This window comes from Roseibium sp. JB4-4, from assembly GCF_055693425.1.
This window is the reverse complement of the sequence record NZ_CM146333.1, coordinates 560797-578941: the sequence shown is the minus strand read 5'-3', so window position 1 is coordinate 578941 and position 18145 is coordinate 560797. Positions and strand designations below refer to the sequence as shown.

14 protein-coding genes, 1 tRNA gene and 1 pseudogene are annotated in these 18145 nt (G+C 54.6%); 10 read left to right on the top strand and 6 right to left on the bottom strand.

What is annotated here, in order from left to right:
• Positions 1-18: 18 nt before the first annotated feature.
• The 5 genes and pseudogenes from cobN to ACZ1HV_RS02635 all read left to right on the top strand — a co-directional run bounded on the left by cobN (position 19) and on the right by ACZ1HV_RS02635 (position 6692).
• Positions 19-3777 carry a cobaltochelatase subunit CobN gene (cobN, locus tag ACZ1HV_RS02655; RefSeq protein ID WP_472717236.1) on the top strand — a complete coding sequence of 1253 codons (3759 nt, stop codon included), beginning with the start codon at positions 19-21 and terminating at the stop codon, positions 3775-3777.
• On the top strand, positions 3774-4412 hold the full coding sequence (cobO, locus tag ACZ1HV_RS02650) for a cob(I)yrinic acid a,c-diamide adenosyltransferase (protein ID WP_298981895.1): 639 nt from the start codon (positions 3774-3776) through the stop codon (positions 4410-4412). Before cobN ends, cobO begins: the two co-directional genes overlap by 4 nt.
• 30 nt (positions 4413-4442) lie before the next feature.
• Positions 4443-4907 carry a GNAT family N-acetyltransferase gene (locus ACZ1HV_RS02645; protein WP_472717235.1) on the top strand — a complete coding sequence of 155 codons (465 nt, stop codon included), beginning with the start codon at positions 4443-4445 and terminating at the stop codon, positions 4905-4907.
• Positions 4907-5218, top strand: coding sequence for a YrhK family protein (locus ACZ1HV_RS02640; protein WP_472717234.1), 312 nt, complete (start codon positions 4907-4909; stop codon positions 5216-5218). The genes ACZ1HV_RS02645 and ACZ1HV_RS02640 overlap by 1 nt, the downstream gene beginning before the upstream one ends.
• Positions 5219-5253: 35 nt before the next feature.
• Positions 5254-6692: pseudogene (locus tag ACZ1HV_RS02635) on the top strand (cobyric acid synthase).
• Between the two features lie 23 nt (positions 6693-6715).
• Here ACZ1HV_RS02635 and cbiB read toward each other — a convergent pair.
• Entirely contained in the window at positions 6716-7693 is a 978-nt protein-coding gene (gene cbiB / locus ACZ1HV_RS02630; protein ID WP_472717233.1) for an adenosylcobinamide-phosphate synthase CbiB, read from the bottom strand.
• Between the two features lie 9 nt (positions 7694-7702).
• On the bottom strand, positions 7703-8704 hold the full coding sequence (gene cobD, locus ACZ1HV_RS02625) for a threonine-phosphate decarboxylase CobD (RefSeq protein ID WP_472717232.1): 1002 nt from the start codon (positions 8702-8704) through the stop codon (positions 7703-7705).
• 184 nt (positions 8705-8888) lie between these two features.
• Between cobD and ACZ1HV_RS02620 the strand changes: the two genes are divergently transcribed.
• Positions 8889-9140, top strand: coding sequence for a hypothetical protein (locus ACZ1HV_RS02620; protein ID WP_298815135.1), 252 nt, complete (start codon positions 8889-8891; stop codon positions 9138-9140).
• 33 nt (positions 9141-9173) lie between these two features.
• On the opposite strand, the gene ACZ1HV_RS02615 is transcribed toward ACZ1HV_RS02620, so the two are convergent.
• The 3 genes from ACZ1HV_RS02615 to ACZ1HV_RS02605 all read right to left on the bottom strand — a co-directional run bounded on the left by ACZ1HV_RS02615 (position 9174) and on the right by ACZ1HV_RS02605 (position 11029).
• Positions 9174-10307, bottom strand: coding sequence for a carboxylate-amine ligase (locus ACZ1HV_RS02615; RefSeq protein WP_472717231.1), 1134 nt, complete (start codon positions 10305-10307; stop codon positions 9174-9176).
• 102 nt (positions 10308-10409) lie between these two features.
• A complete protein-coding gene (locus ACZ1HV_RS02610; RefSeq protein ID WP_472717230.1) occupies positions 10410-10901 on the bottom strand; it encodes a hypothetical protein in 492 nt (163 codons plus the stop codon).
• A gap of 54 nt (positions 10902-10955) precedes the next feature.
• A tRNA-Cys gene (locus tag ACZ1HV_RS02605) sits at positions 10956-11029 on the bottom strand.
• Between the two features lie 251 nt (positions 11030-11280).
• Between ACZ1HV_RS02605 and ACZ1HV_RS02600 the strand changes: the two genes are divergently transcribed.
• The 3 genes from ACZ1HV_RS02600 to ACZ1HV_RS02590 all read left to right on the top strand — a co-directional run bounded on the left by ACZ1HV_RS02600 (position 11281) and on the right by ACZ1HV_RS02590 (position 14566).
• Positions 11281-11943 carry a protein-L-isoaspartate O-methyltransferase family protein gene (locus ACZ1HV_RS02600; RefSeq protein ID WP_472717229.1) on the top strand — a complete coding sequence of 221 codons (663 nt, stop codon included), beginning with the start codon at positions 11281-11283 and terminating at the stop codon, positions 11941-11943.
• Between the two features lie 207 nt (positions 11944-12150).
• Positions 12151-13539: a TolC family outer membrane protein gene (locus ACZ1HV_RS02595; protein ID WP_472717228.1), complete on the top strand. Its 1389-nt coding sequence runs from the start codon at positions 12151-12153 to the stop codon at positions 13537-13539.
• A gap of 286 nt (positions 13540-13825) precedes the next feature.
• On the top strand, positions 13826-14566 hold the full coding sequence (locus tag ACZ1HV_RS02590; protein WP_298815146.1) for a PopZ family protein: 741 nt from the start codon (positions 13826-13828) through the stop codon (positions 14564-14566).
• Positions 14567-14592: 26 nt separating this feature from the next.
• On the opposite strand, the gene ACZ1HV_RS02585 is transcribed toward ACZ1HV_RS02590, so the two are convergent.
• Positions 14593-15015 (bottom strand): DUF1284 domain-containing protein, encoded by a 423-nt coding sequence (locus ACZ1HV_RS02585; protein WP_472717227.1) that lies wholly within the window; start codon positions 15013-15015, stop codon positions 14593-14595.
• Positions 15016-15199: 184 nt separating this feature from the next.
• Between ACZ1HV_RS02585 and ACZ1HV_RS02580 the strand changes: the two genes are divergently transcribed.
• A complete protein-coding gene (locus tag ACZ1HV_RS02580) occupies positions 15200-18130 on the top strand; it encodes a valine--tRNA ligase (protein WP_472717226.1) in 2931 nt (976 codons plus the stop codon).
• Positions 18131-18145: the final 15 nt, after the last annotated feature.

Here is an 18145-nt window from a genome sequence, read left to right as displayed (position 1 = left end):
ACGGGCCAGCCAAAAGAAATGCATATCCTAGCCAGCCAGACGCGCCGGATTGACGACGGTGGAGACGCGGTCGACCTTGGTCAGTCTCCAGCCGATATTCTTTTTCTTTCCGCGGCGGACACGGAATTGGGCAGTTTTGCTGCCGCTCATGCGCAGCTAAGTGCCGACAGGGCGACACTGAGGCTGGCGAACCTGATGGCGCTGTCGCATCCGTATTCGGTTGACCTATATGCGGAACAAACAGTGCGCGGGGCGCGCCTGGTCGTCTTGCGGGTTTTAGGCGGTGTCGAATACTGGCGCTACGGCCTTGAAAGATTTGAGGAAGAAACACGCTCGAGCGGCATAGAATTGATTGTCGTTCCCGGTGATGACAAGTGGGATGCCGATCTCAGCGGGCGGTCAACAAGACCTGTCGAGGACGTTTATCGGTTTTGGCGCTACTGCGTTGAGGGTGGTTCTGAGAACTATGCCAATGCCCTCCGCTATTGTGCGTTTCTCATTGGAAGGGCTGAGGAACCTGCGCAGCCGGTTCCTCTTCCGCGTGCCGGTCTCTATCTTCCAGGACACGCAACCCCGGACTTAGGCACCTTGAAGTCAACCTGGCATGATCAGGCCAGACCGTTGGCAGCCATTACTTTCTATCGCGCCCTTGTTCAGGGCGCTCAGACCGCTCCGGTTGATGCCTTGGTTGATGCTCTGGACAAAGCGGGCCTCAACGCGATGCCGGTTTTCGTTTCGAGCCTCAAGGAAGCGGAGTCCGTTGCTGTACTGGGCAGCCTGTTCAGTGAAGGGCGACCGGACGTTGTTCTAAATGGAACTGCTTTCGCAGTTTCGAAGGCTGGTGCTGCACATCAGTCCACGCCATTGGATCAACCTGGCAAGCCTGTCTTGCAGGTTGTTTTCTCGTCTTCTTCAAAGGAGGGATGGGATGAAAGCGATCAGGGTCTTTCAATACGTGATCTCGCCATGCATGTGGTTTTGCCGGAAATAGATGGACGCATCCTGAGCCGCGCTGTGTCTTTCAAGGAAGAAGGCATTTTCGACGAGGCGACGCAATCCACACCTGTCAAGTTCACACCTGTGTCCGATCGCATGACCTTTGTTGCAAACCTGGCAGCAAATTGGGCGAAGCTTGGCAAAATACCTGAAGCGGCGAAAAAGACCGCGCTGATCCTGGCAAACTATCCCAACAAGGACGGACGGCTTGCTAATGGCGTTGGCCTCGACACACCTGCGTCTTGCGTCACGGTTTTGGAAGCACTGAACATCGCTGGGTTTGATACAGGCAAAGCCCCAAAAAGCTCTGCTGCCCTTATGGAGACGCTGACGAGCGGGGTCACGAATTCGCTTGATAAACGTTCTGAAAAGGCAGGATTTCAGGAATTCGACCTGAGCAACTACCAATCGGCCTTCGCGGGGCTGCCTGATGACGTGAGGCGTTCAGTTCTGGACCGTTGGGGGCAGCCTGAAGACGACCCGCATGTAATTGACGGCAAGTTTCGTTTGGGCTTGCACAGGTTCGGCAACCAGGTTGTCGGCATTCAACCGGCGCGCGGTTACAACATTGACCCAAAGGAAACCTATCACGATCCGGATCTTGTTCCACCGCATCACTATTTCGCTTTTTACTTCTGGCTGCGTTGCTCTTTTGGAGCTGATGCCGTTATTCATCTGGGCAAACACGGAAACCTGGAATGGCTGCCTGGAAAGGCGCTTGCCCTCTCGGAAAATTGCTTTCCTGAGGCTGTGCTTGGGCCGGTTCCAAACATCTATCCTTTCATTGTCAACGATCCGGGTGAGGGCGCGCAAGCAAAGAGGCGGACATCTGCGGTCATTGTCGATCATTTGACACCACCTCTGACCCGGGCTGAAAGCCATGGCGCCGCGGAAGAGATGGAGACACTTCTTGATGAGTACTATCTCGCCAGTGGTGTGGATCCGCGTCGCTTGAAAGCGCTGACTGGAGACATTCTGGATGCCGCTGCGCGCCACGGTCTGGACAAGGACATCGGCCTTACCGACGAAATGGACGAAGAAACTCGTTTGGCGCGTTTAGACGCGCATTTGTGCGACATGAAAGAGCTGCAAATCCGTGACGGGCTTCACATTCTCGGGGTGAGCCCAGATGGAGAACAGTTAACGGATCTCCTGGCAGCTCTCGCCAGGGTTCCCCGCGGCACCAGCCCTGCCGATGAGAGCCTTCAGCGTGCCATCGCCAAAGACCTCGGGTTTGGTAACTTCGATCCGCTTGATTGCGATTTTTCAGAAACCTGGAACGACAAAAAGCCCAATCTCCTGCAAGAATTGCAAGCATCTGCCTGGCGTTCCAACGGCGATACTGTCGAACGGATTGAGCTGCTTGCCCAACGCTTGATTTCCGGCGGTTCGGATGTGCCGGAAGACTGGACATCTACGCGCGCAGCTCTTCTTGAGGTCAACGAAACCCTTCGACCTTCTGTTTGCGGGTCTGGCAAAGCCGAAATTGCCGCTGTGTTAACGTCGCTCTCTGGAGGTTTCGTGGAGCCTGGGCCGTCTGGTGCTCCTTCAAGAGGTCGGCCGGACGTTTTGCCGACAGGCAGAAACTTTTATTCTGTTGATGTCCGCGCCGTGCCGACCGAAACGGCTTGGCGTCTTGGTCAGAAGTCCGCTCATCTGATTGCGGAACGGTATTTTCAGGAAGAAGGCGATTGGCCCACATCCATGGTGCTGACCTGTTGGGGCACCGCGAACATGCGCACCGGTGGAGACGACATCGCACAGGCACTGGCATTGATTGGTGCAAGACCTGTGTGGGAAACTGGGTCGGGTCGCGTAACTGGATTTGAAATTTTGAAACTGTCAGAGCTCGGGCGTCCGCGTATCGATGTGACGTTAAGAGTTTCGGGCTTCTTTCGAGACGCGTTTCCGCACCAGATGGATCTGTTTGACAGTGCGGTTCGTGCTGTTGGTGCGCTCAATGAACCAGAGACCGCGAACCCAATCGCTTTGCGCATGAAGGATGAGACCAGACGCCTCCTTGAAGAAGGCCTCGACGAAGGAGCGGCGGCTCAAAGAGCGGGCTTCAGAGTGTTCGGGTCCAAACCAGGGGCCTATGGTGCTGGCCTTCAGGCACTGATTGATGAAGGCATCTGGCAGGAACGCGCAGATTTCGCAGACGTGTTTCTGAGCTGGGGTGGCTATGCTTATGGCGGCGGGGCGGAAGGAACAGGCGCACGCAAAGATTTGGAAAAGCGCCTGCGATCCGTTGATGCCGTTCTTCACAATCAAGACAACCGGGAACACGATCTGCTCGACAGCGATGATTACTATCAGTTCGAAGGTGGCCTGGCAGCGACGGTTGAAACGCTTTCTGAAAAAGACCCCAAGATCTATCACAACGATCATTCGCGGCCCGAACGTCCGGTGGTTCGTTCATTGACGGAAGAATTGGGCCGTGTCGTGCGGGCCCGTGCCGCAAACCCGAAATGGATCCGCGGTGTCATGCGCCATGGCTACAAAGGGGCATTTGAGATGGTTGCCACGCTCGACTATCTCTTCGCGTTCGCAGCCACAACACATGCTGTTGGGGATCATCATTTTGATCAGCTTTACGACGCATACCTAGACGACGAAACCGTTCGAGATTTCCTTAAAGACGCCAATCCTGCAGGTTTCAATGAAATGCTCGACCGTTTTCAGGATGCAATTGAGCGCGGCCTCTGGACGCCGCGGCGCAATTCGACCCATTCTGCCTTGAGCGACATGAAATCCAATCTCGTGGAGACACCAGCACCGTGACTGAAGAAAACGACAAGCCAGGTCTGACTGAAGAAGAACTGAATGCCCGTCACGCCGAAAAGATGCGCAAGAAGAAGGCGGCGCGCGACAAGATCATGGCGACCAAGACCATCGAAAAGGGTCTGCTGATCGTGCATACAGGCAAGGGAAAAGGCAAATCCACCGCAGGTTTCGGTATGGTTTTTCGCTCGCTTGGTCATGGTCACAAAGTTGGCGTTGTGCAGTTTGTCAAGGGACGTATCGAAACCGGTGAACGTGCAGCACTCGAGCGATTTTCAGATCTGGTGACCATAAAGCGCATGGGCGAAGGTTTTACCTGGGAAACACAAGACAGACAGCGCGACATAGACGCCGCCCAACAAGCCTGGGATGCGGCCAAAGAGATGATCACATCCAGTGATTTCCGGCTGATCCTTTGCGACGAACTCAACATCGTTCTGCGCTACGATTATCTCGACATTGCTGAAGTGGTCGATTTTCTGAAAAACCAGAAGCCGGCTGATGTGCACGTTGTCATCACTGGTCGAAATGCCAAAGACGAACTGATTGAGATTGCCGATCTTGTGACCGAGATGACACAAATCAAGCATCCGTTCCGCTCAGGCGTGAAACCACAAGAGGGCATCGAGTTCTAAAGGTGAGTTCGGGTGCAGGGTTCATGTGTCGTGACATCGGCTCAAGCTGCTGATGCTGAAGAGATTGCAGAGGTTCTGAGACGTTCAATCGCGGAACTCTGTGTTGCCGATCATTTCGGAGAAGCTTCGAAACTCGAACCGTGGCTGGCCAACAAAACGGCGAGGAATGTGCTTCTATGGATTGAAGGACCGGACCTGGTCGTGACCGCTCACCGACAATCAAAAAACGCCAGTTTCATAGCTGGTGTCGGGATGGCATCGGCGACAGGCGAGGTTTTGTTGAATTATGTGCATCCGGACGCCCGGCTGACTGGTGTTAGCAAGGTGATCATGCTTTCGCTGGAGGACCATCTTAGAAAGCTCGGTCTTGCGAAGGCGCGATTGACGAGCACGGTTACCGCTGAACGGTTTTATAGATCGATTGGCTATATCGAGACTGGCGATGCCAGGTCGCACAGGGGTGTCGTCGTGCGGGATTTTGAGAAGGTGTTTTGATGATGAGCAGGCTCTTTGACCATTCGTTGCGGTCAGCCTCGGCAGATCACGCCGAGATTGTTCGCAAATATGAACTTTATCGAACCATTGTTGAATTCCTGGCGGCGGTGTTGTTCGTCATTGGCAGCATTTTTTTCTTCTATGAGCGTCTTGTATTTGCAGGCACCTGGTTGTTCCTGATCGGTTCAGTGTTCTTCGCTGTCCGTCCCACCATTCGGCTGCTGCTCGAACTTCGGCTTGCGAATCTTCCGGTACCAAAGGAATTCCGACCTTATGGAGCTGTTCCAGTGTCGGAAGAAACCTCGCCATGATTGAATCCAAGGTCGCCAGGAATTGCCCGGCGATAATGGTGCAGGGAACGGGCTCCAATGTGGGCAAAAGCCTGATCGTGGCAGGCTTATGCCGTTTGTTCGCCAATCGAGGTATTTCCGTAAACCCGTTCAAACCGCAAAACATGTCCAACAATGCGGCTGTGACCGTCGATGGCGGCGAAATCGGCAGGGCGCAAGCTCTTCAGGCTTTGGGAAGCCGGGTACCACCGACAGTGCACATGAACCCCGTACTGCTTAAACCCGAAACCGACACCGGCGCACAGGTCATCGTACAGGGAACCAGATACGGCACGATGCGGGCACGTGAATATGGAAAGCAAAAAGCACACTTTTACCGAAGGTTATAGAGAGTTTCGAAAAAATTACTTCAATTTCTGACCTTGTCATCATTGAGGGAGCCGGTAGCCCGGCGGAAATCAACCTGAGGGCTGGAGACATCGCCAATATGGGGTTCGCGGAAGCTGCGGACCTGCCGGTCATCTTGTGCGCAGACATTGACCGTGGCGGCGTCATAGCATCGGTGGTTGGGACCCACGCGGTGCTTCTTCCTGAGGAGAGAGACCGTATCAAAGGGTTTTTCATAAACCGCTTCAGAGGGGATCCGAGCCTGTTTGAAGAAGGCATGCGCGAGATTGAAAGTCGCACGGCCTGGCGTGGCCTTGGTGTGGTACCCTGGTTTGCAGACGCGGCGAAATTGCCAGCGGAGGATGCCCTTGGGCTCGCAGATGGTTTCGGTGCAGGCAAAGTTAAAATTGTGGTTCCTGTTATTTCCAGGATCGCAAATTTCGATGACCTGGATCCCTTGCGGCTGGAACAGGACGTCACCCTTGAACTGGTTCAACCAGGCGTGCCGTTACCGGCCGACGCGGATGTCGTTCTACTTCCAGGCTCCAAATCAACTATCGGCGATCTTGCGTTTTTTAGGGCACAGGGTTGGGACGTCGATTTGAAAGCACACCATCGTCGTGGTGGGCATATTCTTGGCGTCTGTGGGGGATACCAGATGCTCGGCAAGACGATATCCGATCCGGAAGGCATTGAAGGGACGCCCGGTACAGTAGAAGGGTTGGGATTTCTGGATGTATCGACGACACTGACACCGCAAAAATCAACCGTTTCTGTATCTGGAAGCCACATTGCCAGCGGTGCCGCTGTGAAGGGGTATGAAATCCATATCGGGATCACATCGGGTCCGGATTGCGAGCGGCCGATGATGCTGCTGGAAAGCCACAAGCCTGATGGTGCTATCTCGGCAGATGGGCGCGTCTATGGAACCTACGTGCATGGGCTTTTTACGGGCGATGCCTTCCGAGCGGCCTATCTCGATGCTTTTGATGCCCGAGCTCTGGTTGCGTATGACAGGCGCATCGATGAAATTCTGGATGATCTCGCACTTCATCTGGATGAAGTGATGGATGTCGAAACGATCTTGGACATTGCCCAGCGCAGATAACAAGGGCTGGCGGTCATGCGCGACTAAACCACAACAAGTACGGCCAAGGTGACAACCAGAGCAGCTTGAAGCCAGCATGCACCGATCAGCAAGACGAGTGCCTTCGCAATATCGTCGCCTGATGCTTGCTTGCGTCCTGTATCGTTCAAATAGCTGTCCTGAGCAGTGTATTCGGCATAGATCCTGGGCCCGGCCAGTGCCAGATCGAGCGCGCCAGCCATGGCAGCCTCCGGCCAGCCCGCGTTTGGCGAGCGGTGTTTGTTTGCGTCTGTGCGAATGCACCTGAGGCTATCGGCAACTTTTCCCTTTGCCATTGGTGCAGCAAAGGCGATGAAGAGACCGGAAAGGCGCGAGGCTGGCAGATTGATCAGGTCGTCAAACCTTGCCGACGCCCAGCCGAACGCGGCGTATTTTTCGTTTTTGTGACCGATCATGCTGTCGGCGGTGTTGACGGCCTTGTAGGCCAGCAATCCGGGAAGTCCCAGCACGGCAAACCAGAACGCGGGAGCAACGACGCCGTCTGAGAAATTTTCAGCGCAGGATTCAATTGCAGCGCGCGAAACACCGGCTTCATCGAGCTTGTCCGGATCGCGACCGACGATCATTGACACTGCTTTGCGCCCGCCGTGAAGACCATGATTTTTGAACCCGTCCCGAACCGCGGCAACATGCCGGTACAGGCTGTTTTGTGCCAAGAATACAGCGGCTATGACAATCGTGAGTGCGTCGCCATACGGCAATCTCTCCGCAAGTGCCTGGAGGCAAAATCCTGTGATAGATGACAGCACGACGAGCGTGATCAGCACCAGGACGCCATTTTGCTTGCGCGCGCCATTCGACAATGTTGTTTTGTTGAAACGTTGATCGAAAGCCGCAATCAGTTTGCCGAGCCAAACGACAGGATGCGGCAGACGGCGCCACAGCCAGTCGGGGTCACCAACAACTGCATCAAGCAAAAGTGCTGCCACAAGCAGCCATAATGCATTTTCCAGCACCAGCATCGTTTCAGATCAACTCTCGGCCTGAATTTCAGCGAGCGCACCTGAAAGACGTTCCAGATTGTCTGCGCTTCCTGGCAGTCCGAACCGGATCCAGGTTGGAGCATAGTCAAAAATGCGCGTCCAGATATGTCGCCGCGCCAGCGCTTGATGCAACTGTGAAGCGTTACGCAGTCCAGCAAGTGCATAAAGCGGCGTTCCGCCAAATACGCTCAAGCTGTGCTGCGAGAGACAGAGTGTCAGATCGGCCATCTCGTCTGCCAACTGACCTGACATTTTTTTCTGCCAGTCGATGTCTTTGAGCGCGGTCGCGCCGATTTCAAGCGCCGGACCGCTCAGGCTCCAGCTTTCCAGGATCGAGGACATTGTATCGGTGATGGTCTTAGGTCCCGCAAGAAATCCGAGACGAAGTCCAGCCAGTCCGAAAAACTTGCCGAATGATCTAAGCACCACAACGTTTTCGCCACCAATGTGAGGCAAAATGCTGGAACCGGGCACCACATCGGCAAAGGCTTCATCCACGACCAGGAATCCGCCCCTGTCTGTGAGCGATCTCGAGATTTCCAGCAAACTCTTCACATCAGTCAGTTGCCCGTCGGGATTGTTCGGATTGACCAACACCACAATTTGAGCGCTTTCCGGAACTGCATAGATGCTGGACAACTCGACCAAATCGCATTTTTCGCGAACCCAGACGGCTCTGTGGCTGGTGTAACTGGGGGAGGTGAGCGCAACCGGTCCGCCCGGTAGGACGGATGGCAAGAGGGATATGAGAAGTTGCGTGCCAGGTGCTGCAACAACACCCAGATGATCCGGAATGGCATAAGCGCGCCGCGCGGCCGTTGTCAGTCTTTCCTGTCCTGCCTTGGCCGGTAGATCCGTCCATGTCGTTTTGGCGATAGAGCCAGGCAATGGATAGGAATGGGGATTGATGCCGGTTGATAGATCCAGCCAGTCGGCACGTTTGCCGCCATACTGTTCCATCGCGCGTGTAAGGTCCCCACCGTGTTCCATCAAATCGTCCCTCGCCAATTGCTCCGGAATTGAGCATCCGAGCCAAACGCGTAGCCGATTTGCAGCGACAGGTCACCGCCGGAAACGACATGCCCTTGTCAAAAGCACAGATTGACAGTGAGAACACCCGGCAGATAAAAAGAACAAAAAGGGAACAATTACACATTCACGTCCGGAGAGTTTTATGACAACAGGCCGTCGCAGCCAATCGAAAGCCAATGAAATTGACCGAGAAGCCCTTTTGTCAGCGCTTTCGGTTGCCAGAGCATCCCTGATCGAAGCGCAGCGCTGCATGCGTCCAAGATCCGGTTTGGCCAGATCTGCAAAAGCGGTCATTTCGGAAATTGACGAGTTTGCTTTTGTCCTTACGGGGACGGAGAACTACTTTTACACCAAGGCCCACGGCACGCCGCCTAGAAGTGTTTCAACACGGTGAAGTGCTTCTTTGGATCGCGCGCAGCCTGTTGAGCTAGGTGAGACCTGCCTGGGTTTCTGCAATCAGATGATCGACCATCCTGTCCAGAGTCTCTTGAGGCAACTGACTGTCTTCCGAGATTTCTCCGGCAAGCGCCAGCTGGCTATCGGCAGACGTTCCTCTGGTCGCTATTTCCCGAATGTGCATGAGGTCGGTCTCGCAACCGAAATACTCTGCGTCCGGCCAGACCAGTTCAATCATTTCGTCAATGAGATCAATGAATGGCATGGTTTCATTGCGCCCGAAATCGATCAGTCGGACAGCCGTTCCGTGACGTTGGGCCTGCCAACGGTTCTCCGACAAAAGAAAACGCGAATATCTGCGCCAGCTCTGGTTGGCACGACGCAGCCTAAACAGCATTCTGCACAAACAGCGATAAAGCGCAGCGATGGCAATGGCATCGTCCAGGCGCGGGCAGACATCCGTTACGCGCATCTCCAGTGTGGGAAACCGGTCTGACGGGCGAAGATCCCACCAGATCTTGGTTGCATCCTCGATAACGCCGGCGTTCGTCAGAATATCAACCGTATGCCGGTATTCGTAGTTGCTCTCAAAACGTGGCGGCAGACCGGTCCTGGGCAACTCGTTGAAAACGGACAGCCGGTAGGATTTCAAACCTGTCCTGCGTCCACGCCAAAAGGGCGAGGAGGTGCTGAGCGCAAGCAGATGCGGCAGAAAATAGGAAAGTTGATTGAACAGTTCGATCCGGAGCTCTTCATCCTCTATCCCGACATGCACGTGCATGCCGCAAATCAACATCCGTTTGGCGACCACCTGCATGGTCCTGGCGATTTCGTTGTAGCGTTCCTTGTTGGTGTGCGGTTGATCCGTCCATTCCGCAAACGGGTGCGTGGAAGCGGCGATCGGAGCCAGATTGAATTGGGACGCCTCCCGGGTGATCGTCTTTCGGAAATAGGAAAGTTCAGCACGAACTTCGGTCAATGTCATGCAAACGGGGGTTCCGACCTCGATCTGGCAGCGCAGGAATTCCGGACTGACCCGTCCCTCCAGTGCACTCTCACACGCCTGAAAGAGCTCTGGTGGCGGACTGCTCGCCAGTTTGCGGCTCGACTTGTCAACGAGAAGATATTCTTCTTCGACACCAATGCTGAAACTTGGTTCTTTCATCAAGGAACCTTCCGAATATTTGTCTTGCCTCATCAAGGCAGAAAAAGTGCCTATTTGGCAAACAAAGTTTCAGTTTCGGATAACCCTCGTCTTGCCTGAGGGCTACCAGATGTTTCCCGCTCCAGGCGTGTAGGCAGCTCCCATGACCGTGTTGGCCTTGAGGACGTCGCATTCTACGATACCGGTAAATTTGGCGATAGCAGTGCTGCTTTCCGAAATTGACGCCGCGAATTTGAGTTTGCTTCCAGCTGAAATTTCGACGGTATCCAGGCCCTGTATGAGAACGCTTTTCGGTGCGCTGATGATCACGTCCTGATTTTGCAGCGTGATGACGCTTTCAAGCTCGGCCAGCCTGGCTTCAAGATCATTGACCCGCTGACGAAGAGCCTCAACAACCTGATCGCTGCTGCTGGATTGCGATACGACCTGCGGGGTTTTTCTGGGGCGGGGGGCTCCACGCGTTTCATGGTCGACGTTGAGACAGCTCGAGCCGGTTTTTTCATAGCGGATGCTGGATTGGAAGGCGGTTTCATTGGCTTTCCTCAATGTGTGGTAACAGAGGAAAAACGCTAGCATGCCGTCAGGGAAATACACAAACAGCCACACTGCAGAAGCATTTGCGGTTGGTAGGTCGAAGAATGAGAAAAATGGAGGCCCCGACCGGAATCGAACCGGTGTACACGGATTTGCAATCCGCTGCGTCACCACTCCGCCACAGGGCCTCTTGGTGGTGTGCCGCGCCTTATCAAACAGTTGCACGCATTGGTCAAGTCCTGAATTCCGGCGGCCGAAAATATCCACCGGTCGCCGATTTGAATTCCCGAAGAAAAATGTCCACCATGAGAAAAGCACGCAAAACCTGGAAATGGCAGGGCATCCGCAGTTTCTGATACTTGTCAGCGCGCTTCCGCATCGCTAATGAACGACACTTGAGAGGCGCCGGACGCTCGGCGAGTCAAATATGAGGGCCGATATGACGGACTTTAGCCAGTCGCGCCGCAAAATGGTGGACAACCAGCTGCGCACAAACGATGTGACCGACCATCGAATCCTTGACGCGATGGAATTGGTCCCTCGGGAGCGCTTTGTTCCGGCCTCCAGGAAAGCCGTCGCCTACATCGATGAAGATCTGCCCGTAGGTGCAACAGACAGTGGCCGGGTCATCATGAAGCCGCACATTTTCGGAAAACTGGTGCAGCTGGCGGAAATCCGGGAAGACAATGTCGTTCTGGTGGTGGGCGCAGGAACAGGCTACAGCGCTGCGGTTGTTTCCAAGCTTGCAGCTTCAGTTGTTGCGCTGGAAGAAAACGAAGAACTTGCGAAAACCGCGACGGAAATTCTCGTTGAACTTGGGATCGAGAACGCCGTGGTGGTTGAAGGCGCGCTGAACAAAGGGTTTGCGTCCGAAGGGCCTTACGATGTCATACTGATTGATGGTGCTGTTGAGGTACTGCCCGATGAACTGACCAAACAGCTTAAGCCCGGTGGACGGCTGGCGGTTGTCGAAGGACAGGGCGGTTCAGGAACTGCCAAGCTCTATCGAAATTCCGACGGTGTTATTGGCAGCGTGTTCGGCTTCAACGCTTCGGTCAGCCTGCTACCCGGATTTGAAAAAACGGAAGAATTTGTATTCTAGTGTTTTATGCGCTTTTTTACGAAATTGGCCCGCCTCATTTGGCGGGCTTTTTTTTCAGAACGAATTGGTCAGTCGCTGGACGTCCGACTTGTTGCACCAATGCCTCACTCCTCGAAAAACGGATTTTCTTGATCGCAAACAGTTGAAGAATAACACCCATCAGTTTACTCAACACTGTCGAGTAGGGTGACCCGGAAGGAGTACGGCGTGTCTGGTCGTTCAACACTGAAAGCAGTGGCCATAACTGTTGGGCTTATGGCGAGCGTATCCAGCGGATCCTTTGTGGGGGGTATGCCTGAAGCGCAGGCAGAAACGATTCGCGAGTCTTTAGCGCTAGCTTATTCCAACAATCCGACGCTGAACGCCGCACGTGCGCAGCTTCGTGGTGTGGATGAAAATGTGCCTCAGGCACTGTCGGGGTGGCGCCCGACTGTTACCGCGTCCGGTTCTGCCGGACGCCTTGCAAATGGATCAGATGGCAACATCGACTACCGTAACAATGCCTCGATTTCTCTGACGATCAGTCAGACATTGTTTCGCGGGTTCCGGACAATCAATTCCACACGCCAGGCCGAGGCCGTTGTGCGGGCACAGCGCGAAAGCCTGAGTTCAACAGAGCAGGACACGCTTTTGAGCGCTGCTACCGCTTATGTTGACGTGATCCGTGATACGGCGCTCGTGTCGCTTCAACGCAGTGACCTTGCCTTCCTTCAGGAACAGGTGCGCGCGGCGCGTGACCGTTTTGACGTGGGTGAGGGAACTCGTACCGATGTCAGCCAGGCAGAAGCGCGGGCGGCGGAAGCGCGCGCAAGCCTGAATACGGCACTGGCCAATTTGAACACCAGCCGGGCCATCTATCGTCAGGTCATCGGGATCGAAGCACGCAGTTTGTCAGCGGACACTTCGATCAACAGTGTTGTTCCGAAGTCGCTTGACCAGGCCATGCAGCTCAGTGAAACGCATCAGCCTCTGATCCGGCAGGCCCAGCATCTGGTTGATGCTGCGCTATTCAACATCAAGGCGATCGAAGGTGAGTTGCTGCCGACTGTGACGTTGGACGGCAGCATTTCGAGGACGTGGAATCCGTCAGCATTTGCTGATGAGAGCAACAATGCGCAGATATTCGGAAATGTCAGTATCCCAATTTATCAGGGCGGCGGAGTTTCGTCTCGCGTGCGTCAGGCGAAGGAAGAATTGGGACAAACCCGCCTTCAGTTGGATGTGACACGTGACCAGGTGCGCGCAAATGTGATTTCGGCCTGGGGTGTCTATCAGGCTGCCGAAGCGTCGATTGTTGCGGCGCAAGCCGCAGTGGAAGCGCAGCAGTTGGCACTTGAAGGCGTCATCGAAGAACAGCGTGTGGGTCAGCGGACGACATTGGACGTCCTGGATGCACAGCGTGAACTTGTGACTCAGCAATCGAACCTGGTGACGGCGCAGCGCAACCGGATCATCGGCGGATACCAGCTTGTTTCAGCTGTCGGACGCCTTGATGCGGACAGCCTCGGGCTGAGTGTTGCCCGGTATAATCCCAAGCAGCACTACAAGGCCGTTCGCGATCAGTGGATTGGCCTGCGCACACCTGACGGTCGCTAGGTTTTTCGGCAAACCTCATTGAAAACGCAGTGAAAGCTGCAGGACGATTAAGGCGTATGGGCGTACCGCACATGCGCCTTACCTCTCTGAATTGACGAATTCCGGATACGAAGTTGTCGGGAAATGGTCCCTCAAAACGCCTAAATCCGACTTAAGAGGGGAAAAGGCGTTGGTAATGGATGCGCTTGCTTTGCGCGTTTCTTATTGGCCCGCATAATTTCGATTAACGAATCATTCAGTAATGACTGTGTGTTCGGTAGCGTAGCCGGCAAGTACGGGGGAAGGCATGGCACAGGCGAAAAAGGCTGACGAGCCGTCGATGGAGGAAATCCTCGCATCGATCCGCCGTATTATATCCGATGAGGATTCCCAAGGTGCTGACTCTGGTGAAGCCGATGCAAGTGAAGAAGTCGAAACCCCAGTAGCAGAAGAGGCGGCGGACGATATGGGCGATGCCTCCGAAATGTCCCAGGACGATCTCGACAAGCTGTTCGATATGAGCAGTGATGACGATGATATTGAAAGTGACGAAGAAGCTGGCGGTGAAGACGCCGACGACATGGCTGCGGCCATGGAAGCAGACGCGGCGGAAGACGATGACGAAGACATTCTTGAACTGACTGAGGAACTGGCGGTTCCCGACGAAATGGAGATGGTCGAGGGACTAGCCGAAGACCTGGAAGGTGCTGAAGGTGACCTTTCCTTCGCAGAAGCACCCGTTGAAGACACCGAGCCTGAGCCGGAAGATTTTCCAGAGCCGGAAATGGCAATGGACATGCCGATACCGGATGAGCTTCCAACGGTTGCCGATGACGCGCCTTTGACATCCAACAACACCGGTGAAGCCGTTCACGCTGCGTTCGATAACTTGTCGAACATGTTCGTAGGTTCACAAGCTCAGACCGTGGAGGAGCTTGTCAAAGAGATGCTGCGTCCAATGCTCAAGGCCTGGCTTGATCAACATCTGCCTGGGATGGTCGAACAGATGGTGCAGAAGGAAATCCAGCGCGTGACGCGCCGTCGATAGGGTTGCTGCACAGTTATGACAATCAATCAGGGGCGCCAGATGGCACCCCCTGAATTTTTTGATGCGATGTTGGAACACAGTTCATGCCACTCGCAGCCTTCGCACCCTGCACGAATGGCACCGTTTGCGAAGGCAGCCCTCAGTGCGAGGACCTGCGACGTCGTAAGACGCAACGCCATGTTGGCGACAAGGCTGGTCTTGAGAACAGCGCTAATTTGGCGCGCTGCCATTTCGTCTCGAACTCGGACGCTGTCATTGTGACAATGGCAACCGGCTTCCGCCAACATTGGTGCACAGATATCGTCCGGCCCGGTAACGAGACTCAAAGCTTCGCCTTTGTTCAGCCGTTGGATGATTTGATCATAATTCTTGACGAAATCGGGAGTGTACCCCCGACCAAGATAGGTCAGCATGCACAAGAGGTGATGCGGTCGGATTGAGACGGTCATGCATCGGTTATGGCAGGAAATAGCCGCCTGCCCAAGGCGACTTCTTTCAGCTGTTGCCAATCGGCTTGAAATGCCCGCCTTTGGACATTGTTTCGCATCCATAGGCTGTTGACTTGCGGCTGAGCATCAGATTTACACGGGTGCTCACGAATTTAGACATTTATCCTCCCAACGAGTGACCCTGATGCTGGATAAAACTTACGATGCGGCCAGCGTTGAGCCGCGGATTTACGAAACCTGGGAAAAGGCCGAGGCATTCAAGGCCGGAGCCGGTGCCAAAGATGGTGCTAATGCCTTTTCCATCGTAATTCCGCCGCCCAATGTGACGGGTTCTCTTCACATGGGACACGCACTCAACAACACACTCCAGGATATTCTCATCCGCTGGAAGCGTATGCAGGGCTTCGATGTCCTTTGGCAACCAGGGACCGACCATGCCGGCATTGCGACGCAGATGGTTGTCGAGCGTGAGCTGATGGAAACCCAACAGCCTGGACGGCGCGAAATGGGCCGAGAGGCGTTCGTAGAGCGCGTCTGGGAGCAAAAGCGAAAATCCGAAGGGACGATTCTCGGTCAGCTGAAGCGGTTGGGCGCTTCGTGTGATTGGAGCCGCACCGAATTCACGATGTCGCCGAACCTGTCAGCTGCGGTACTGAAAGTGTTTGTCGACCTTTACAATGAAGGGCTGATTTACAAGTCCAAGCGGCTTGTAAACTGGGACCCGAAATTCGAAACGGCAATTTCGGACCTTGAAGTTGAGAACATCGAAACCGATGGCCACATGTGGCACTTCAAGTATCCGCTGGCCAGCGGTGAAACGTATGAGTATGTCGAAAAGGACGAGGAGGGGAATGTCACCCTTCGCGAGAACCGCGACTACATCTCTATAGCGACCACGCGCCCGGAAACCATGCTAGGTGATGGCGCGGTTGCCGTTCACCCCGACGATGAGCGCTACAAGCCGATTGTCGGAAAGCTTTGTGAAATTCCGGTAGGGCCGAAAGAGCACCGGCGCCTGATACCAATCATCACGGACGATTATCCGGATCCTGACTTCGGCTCGGGTGCGGTCAAGATTACCGGCGCGCATGACTTCAACGATAATGGCGTTGCACAGCGCAACAAGATCCCGATGTACCGCCTGATGGACACCAAAGGCGCCATGCGTTCCGACGGGGCACTTTATGTTGAAGAAGCTGCGAAAGCGCAGGCAATCATTGATGGTGCCGAGATGTCCATCAACGAAGTCGATCTCATCAACATTGTTCCTGACGACCTGCGTGGTCTGGATCGTTTCGAGGCGCGCAAGCGGGTCGTTGAACAGATCACGGCCGAAGGTTTGGCCGTCATGGTGCCAAGCGATCACCCTGAGGTCGCCTGGATGAAAGGTCAGGCGCCGGACTGGCATCCACTTGGCAGGGCAATCGTTCGCCCGCTTCAGGATGGCGACGAAGTGCCGGCTGAGCTGCCTATGGTAGAGTCCAAAAAGATCATGCAGCCTTTCGGTGATCGGTCGAAAGTTGTGATCGAACCCATGCTGACCGATCAATGGTTTGTGGATGCCAAGACCTTGGCGGCTCCCGCGCTGAAGGCGGTCGAAAACGGCACGACCAGATTTGTTCCGGAAAATTGGGACAAGACCTATTTCAACTGGTTAAACGACATCCAGCCCTGGTGCATTTCACGTCAGCTTTGGTGGGGACATCAGATCCCTGTCTGGTACGATGCCGAAGGCACGGAATACTGCGCCCAAACCGAATCTGAAGCAGTTGAGATGGCGGGCGGAAAACCGTTGACGAGAGATCCTGACGTTCTAGACACCTGGTTTTCTTCCGCGCTTTGGCCTTTCTCAACACTCGGCTGGCCAAACAAGACCCCGGAACTGGAGCGCTATTACAAGACAGACGTGCTGGTGACCGGTTTTGACATCATCTTTTTCTGGGTCGCCAGAATGATGATGCAGGGCATCCATTTCATGGACGAAGTTCCGTTCCACACGGTCTATATCAATTCAATCGTTGTCGATAAGAACGGTAAGAAAATGTCGAAATCACTCGGCAACGTTCTCGACCCGTTGGAGCTGATCGACACCTATGGTGCGGATGCCACGCGCTTTGCGCTGGCAAGTCAGGAAGTTCAGGCACGCCGCACATTGCGTATGTCGGATCAGGCAGCAGAAGGCGGGCAGCGCTTCGCCACCAAGCTCTGGAATGCGTCCAGATTTGCAGAAATGAATGGCTGTGCTCGTGTTGAAGGGTTCGACCCTGAAGCCACCCGACATACTTTGAACCGCTGGATCGCAACCGAAATGGGCCGCTGTACGGCTGAAGTGACAGCCGCTCTTGAGGACTACCGGTTCAACGACGCCACTGGGGCCGTGTATCGATTCACCTGGAATACCTTCTGTGACTGGTATCTGGAGCTTGCCAAACCGATCTTCAACGGTGAGGACGAAGCGGCAAAGACAGAGACCCGTGCAACAACAGCCTGGGCGATCGACGAGATTTTGAAGGTTCTCCATCCCTTCATGCCGTTCCTGACGGAAGAACTGTGGGAACGCCTGGGCGATGAAGGTGTCAGGGCCGACGATCTGCTGATGCTGACGTCGTGGCCAAATACACAGGTTTCAGACAGCGATGCTGCAGCCGAAATCAATTGGCTGGTGACATTCATTTCTGAAATTCGCTCGGTTCGCGCTGAGATGAACGTTCCCGCAGGGGCAAAGGTCAACATCGTCGTTGCCGGCGCAAGCGATCAGACGAAATCTCGGCTGTCTATGCATGAAGCCGCCATATTGCGTCTTGCCCGCGGTGAAAGCGTGGAGCTTGCGGATGTCGCACCGTCCGGATCGGCTCAGATTATTGTCGGCGAGGCAACGGTAAGCCTGCCACTTGCCGGGGTCATTGACCTTGGCGCGGAAAAAGCGCGGCTTGAAAAAGAAATCGGAAAACTCGAGGGCGAGATATCCAAGATCGAGAAGAAGCTCGGAAATCCGAAGTTCGTTGAAAAAGCGCCGGAAGAAGTTGTTGAAGGCGAGCGGGAAAAGGTGGCCGAATCCTCTGAAAAGCTGGAAAAGGTTCAGATAGCCCTGAAACGACTTTCGGAAATTGGCTAAATGATCTGCGGTCCG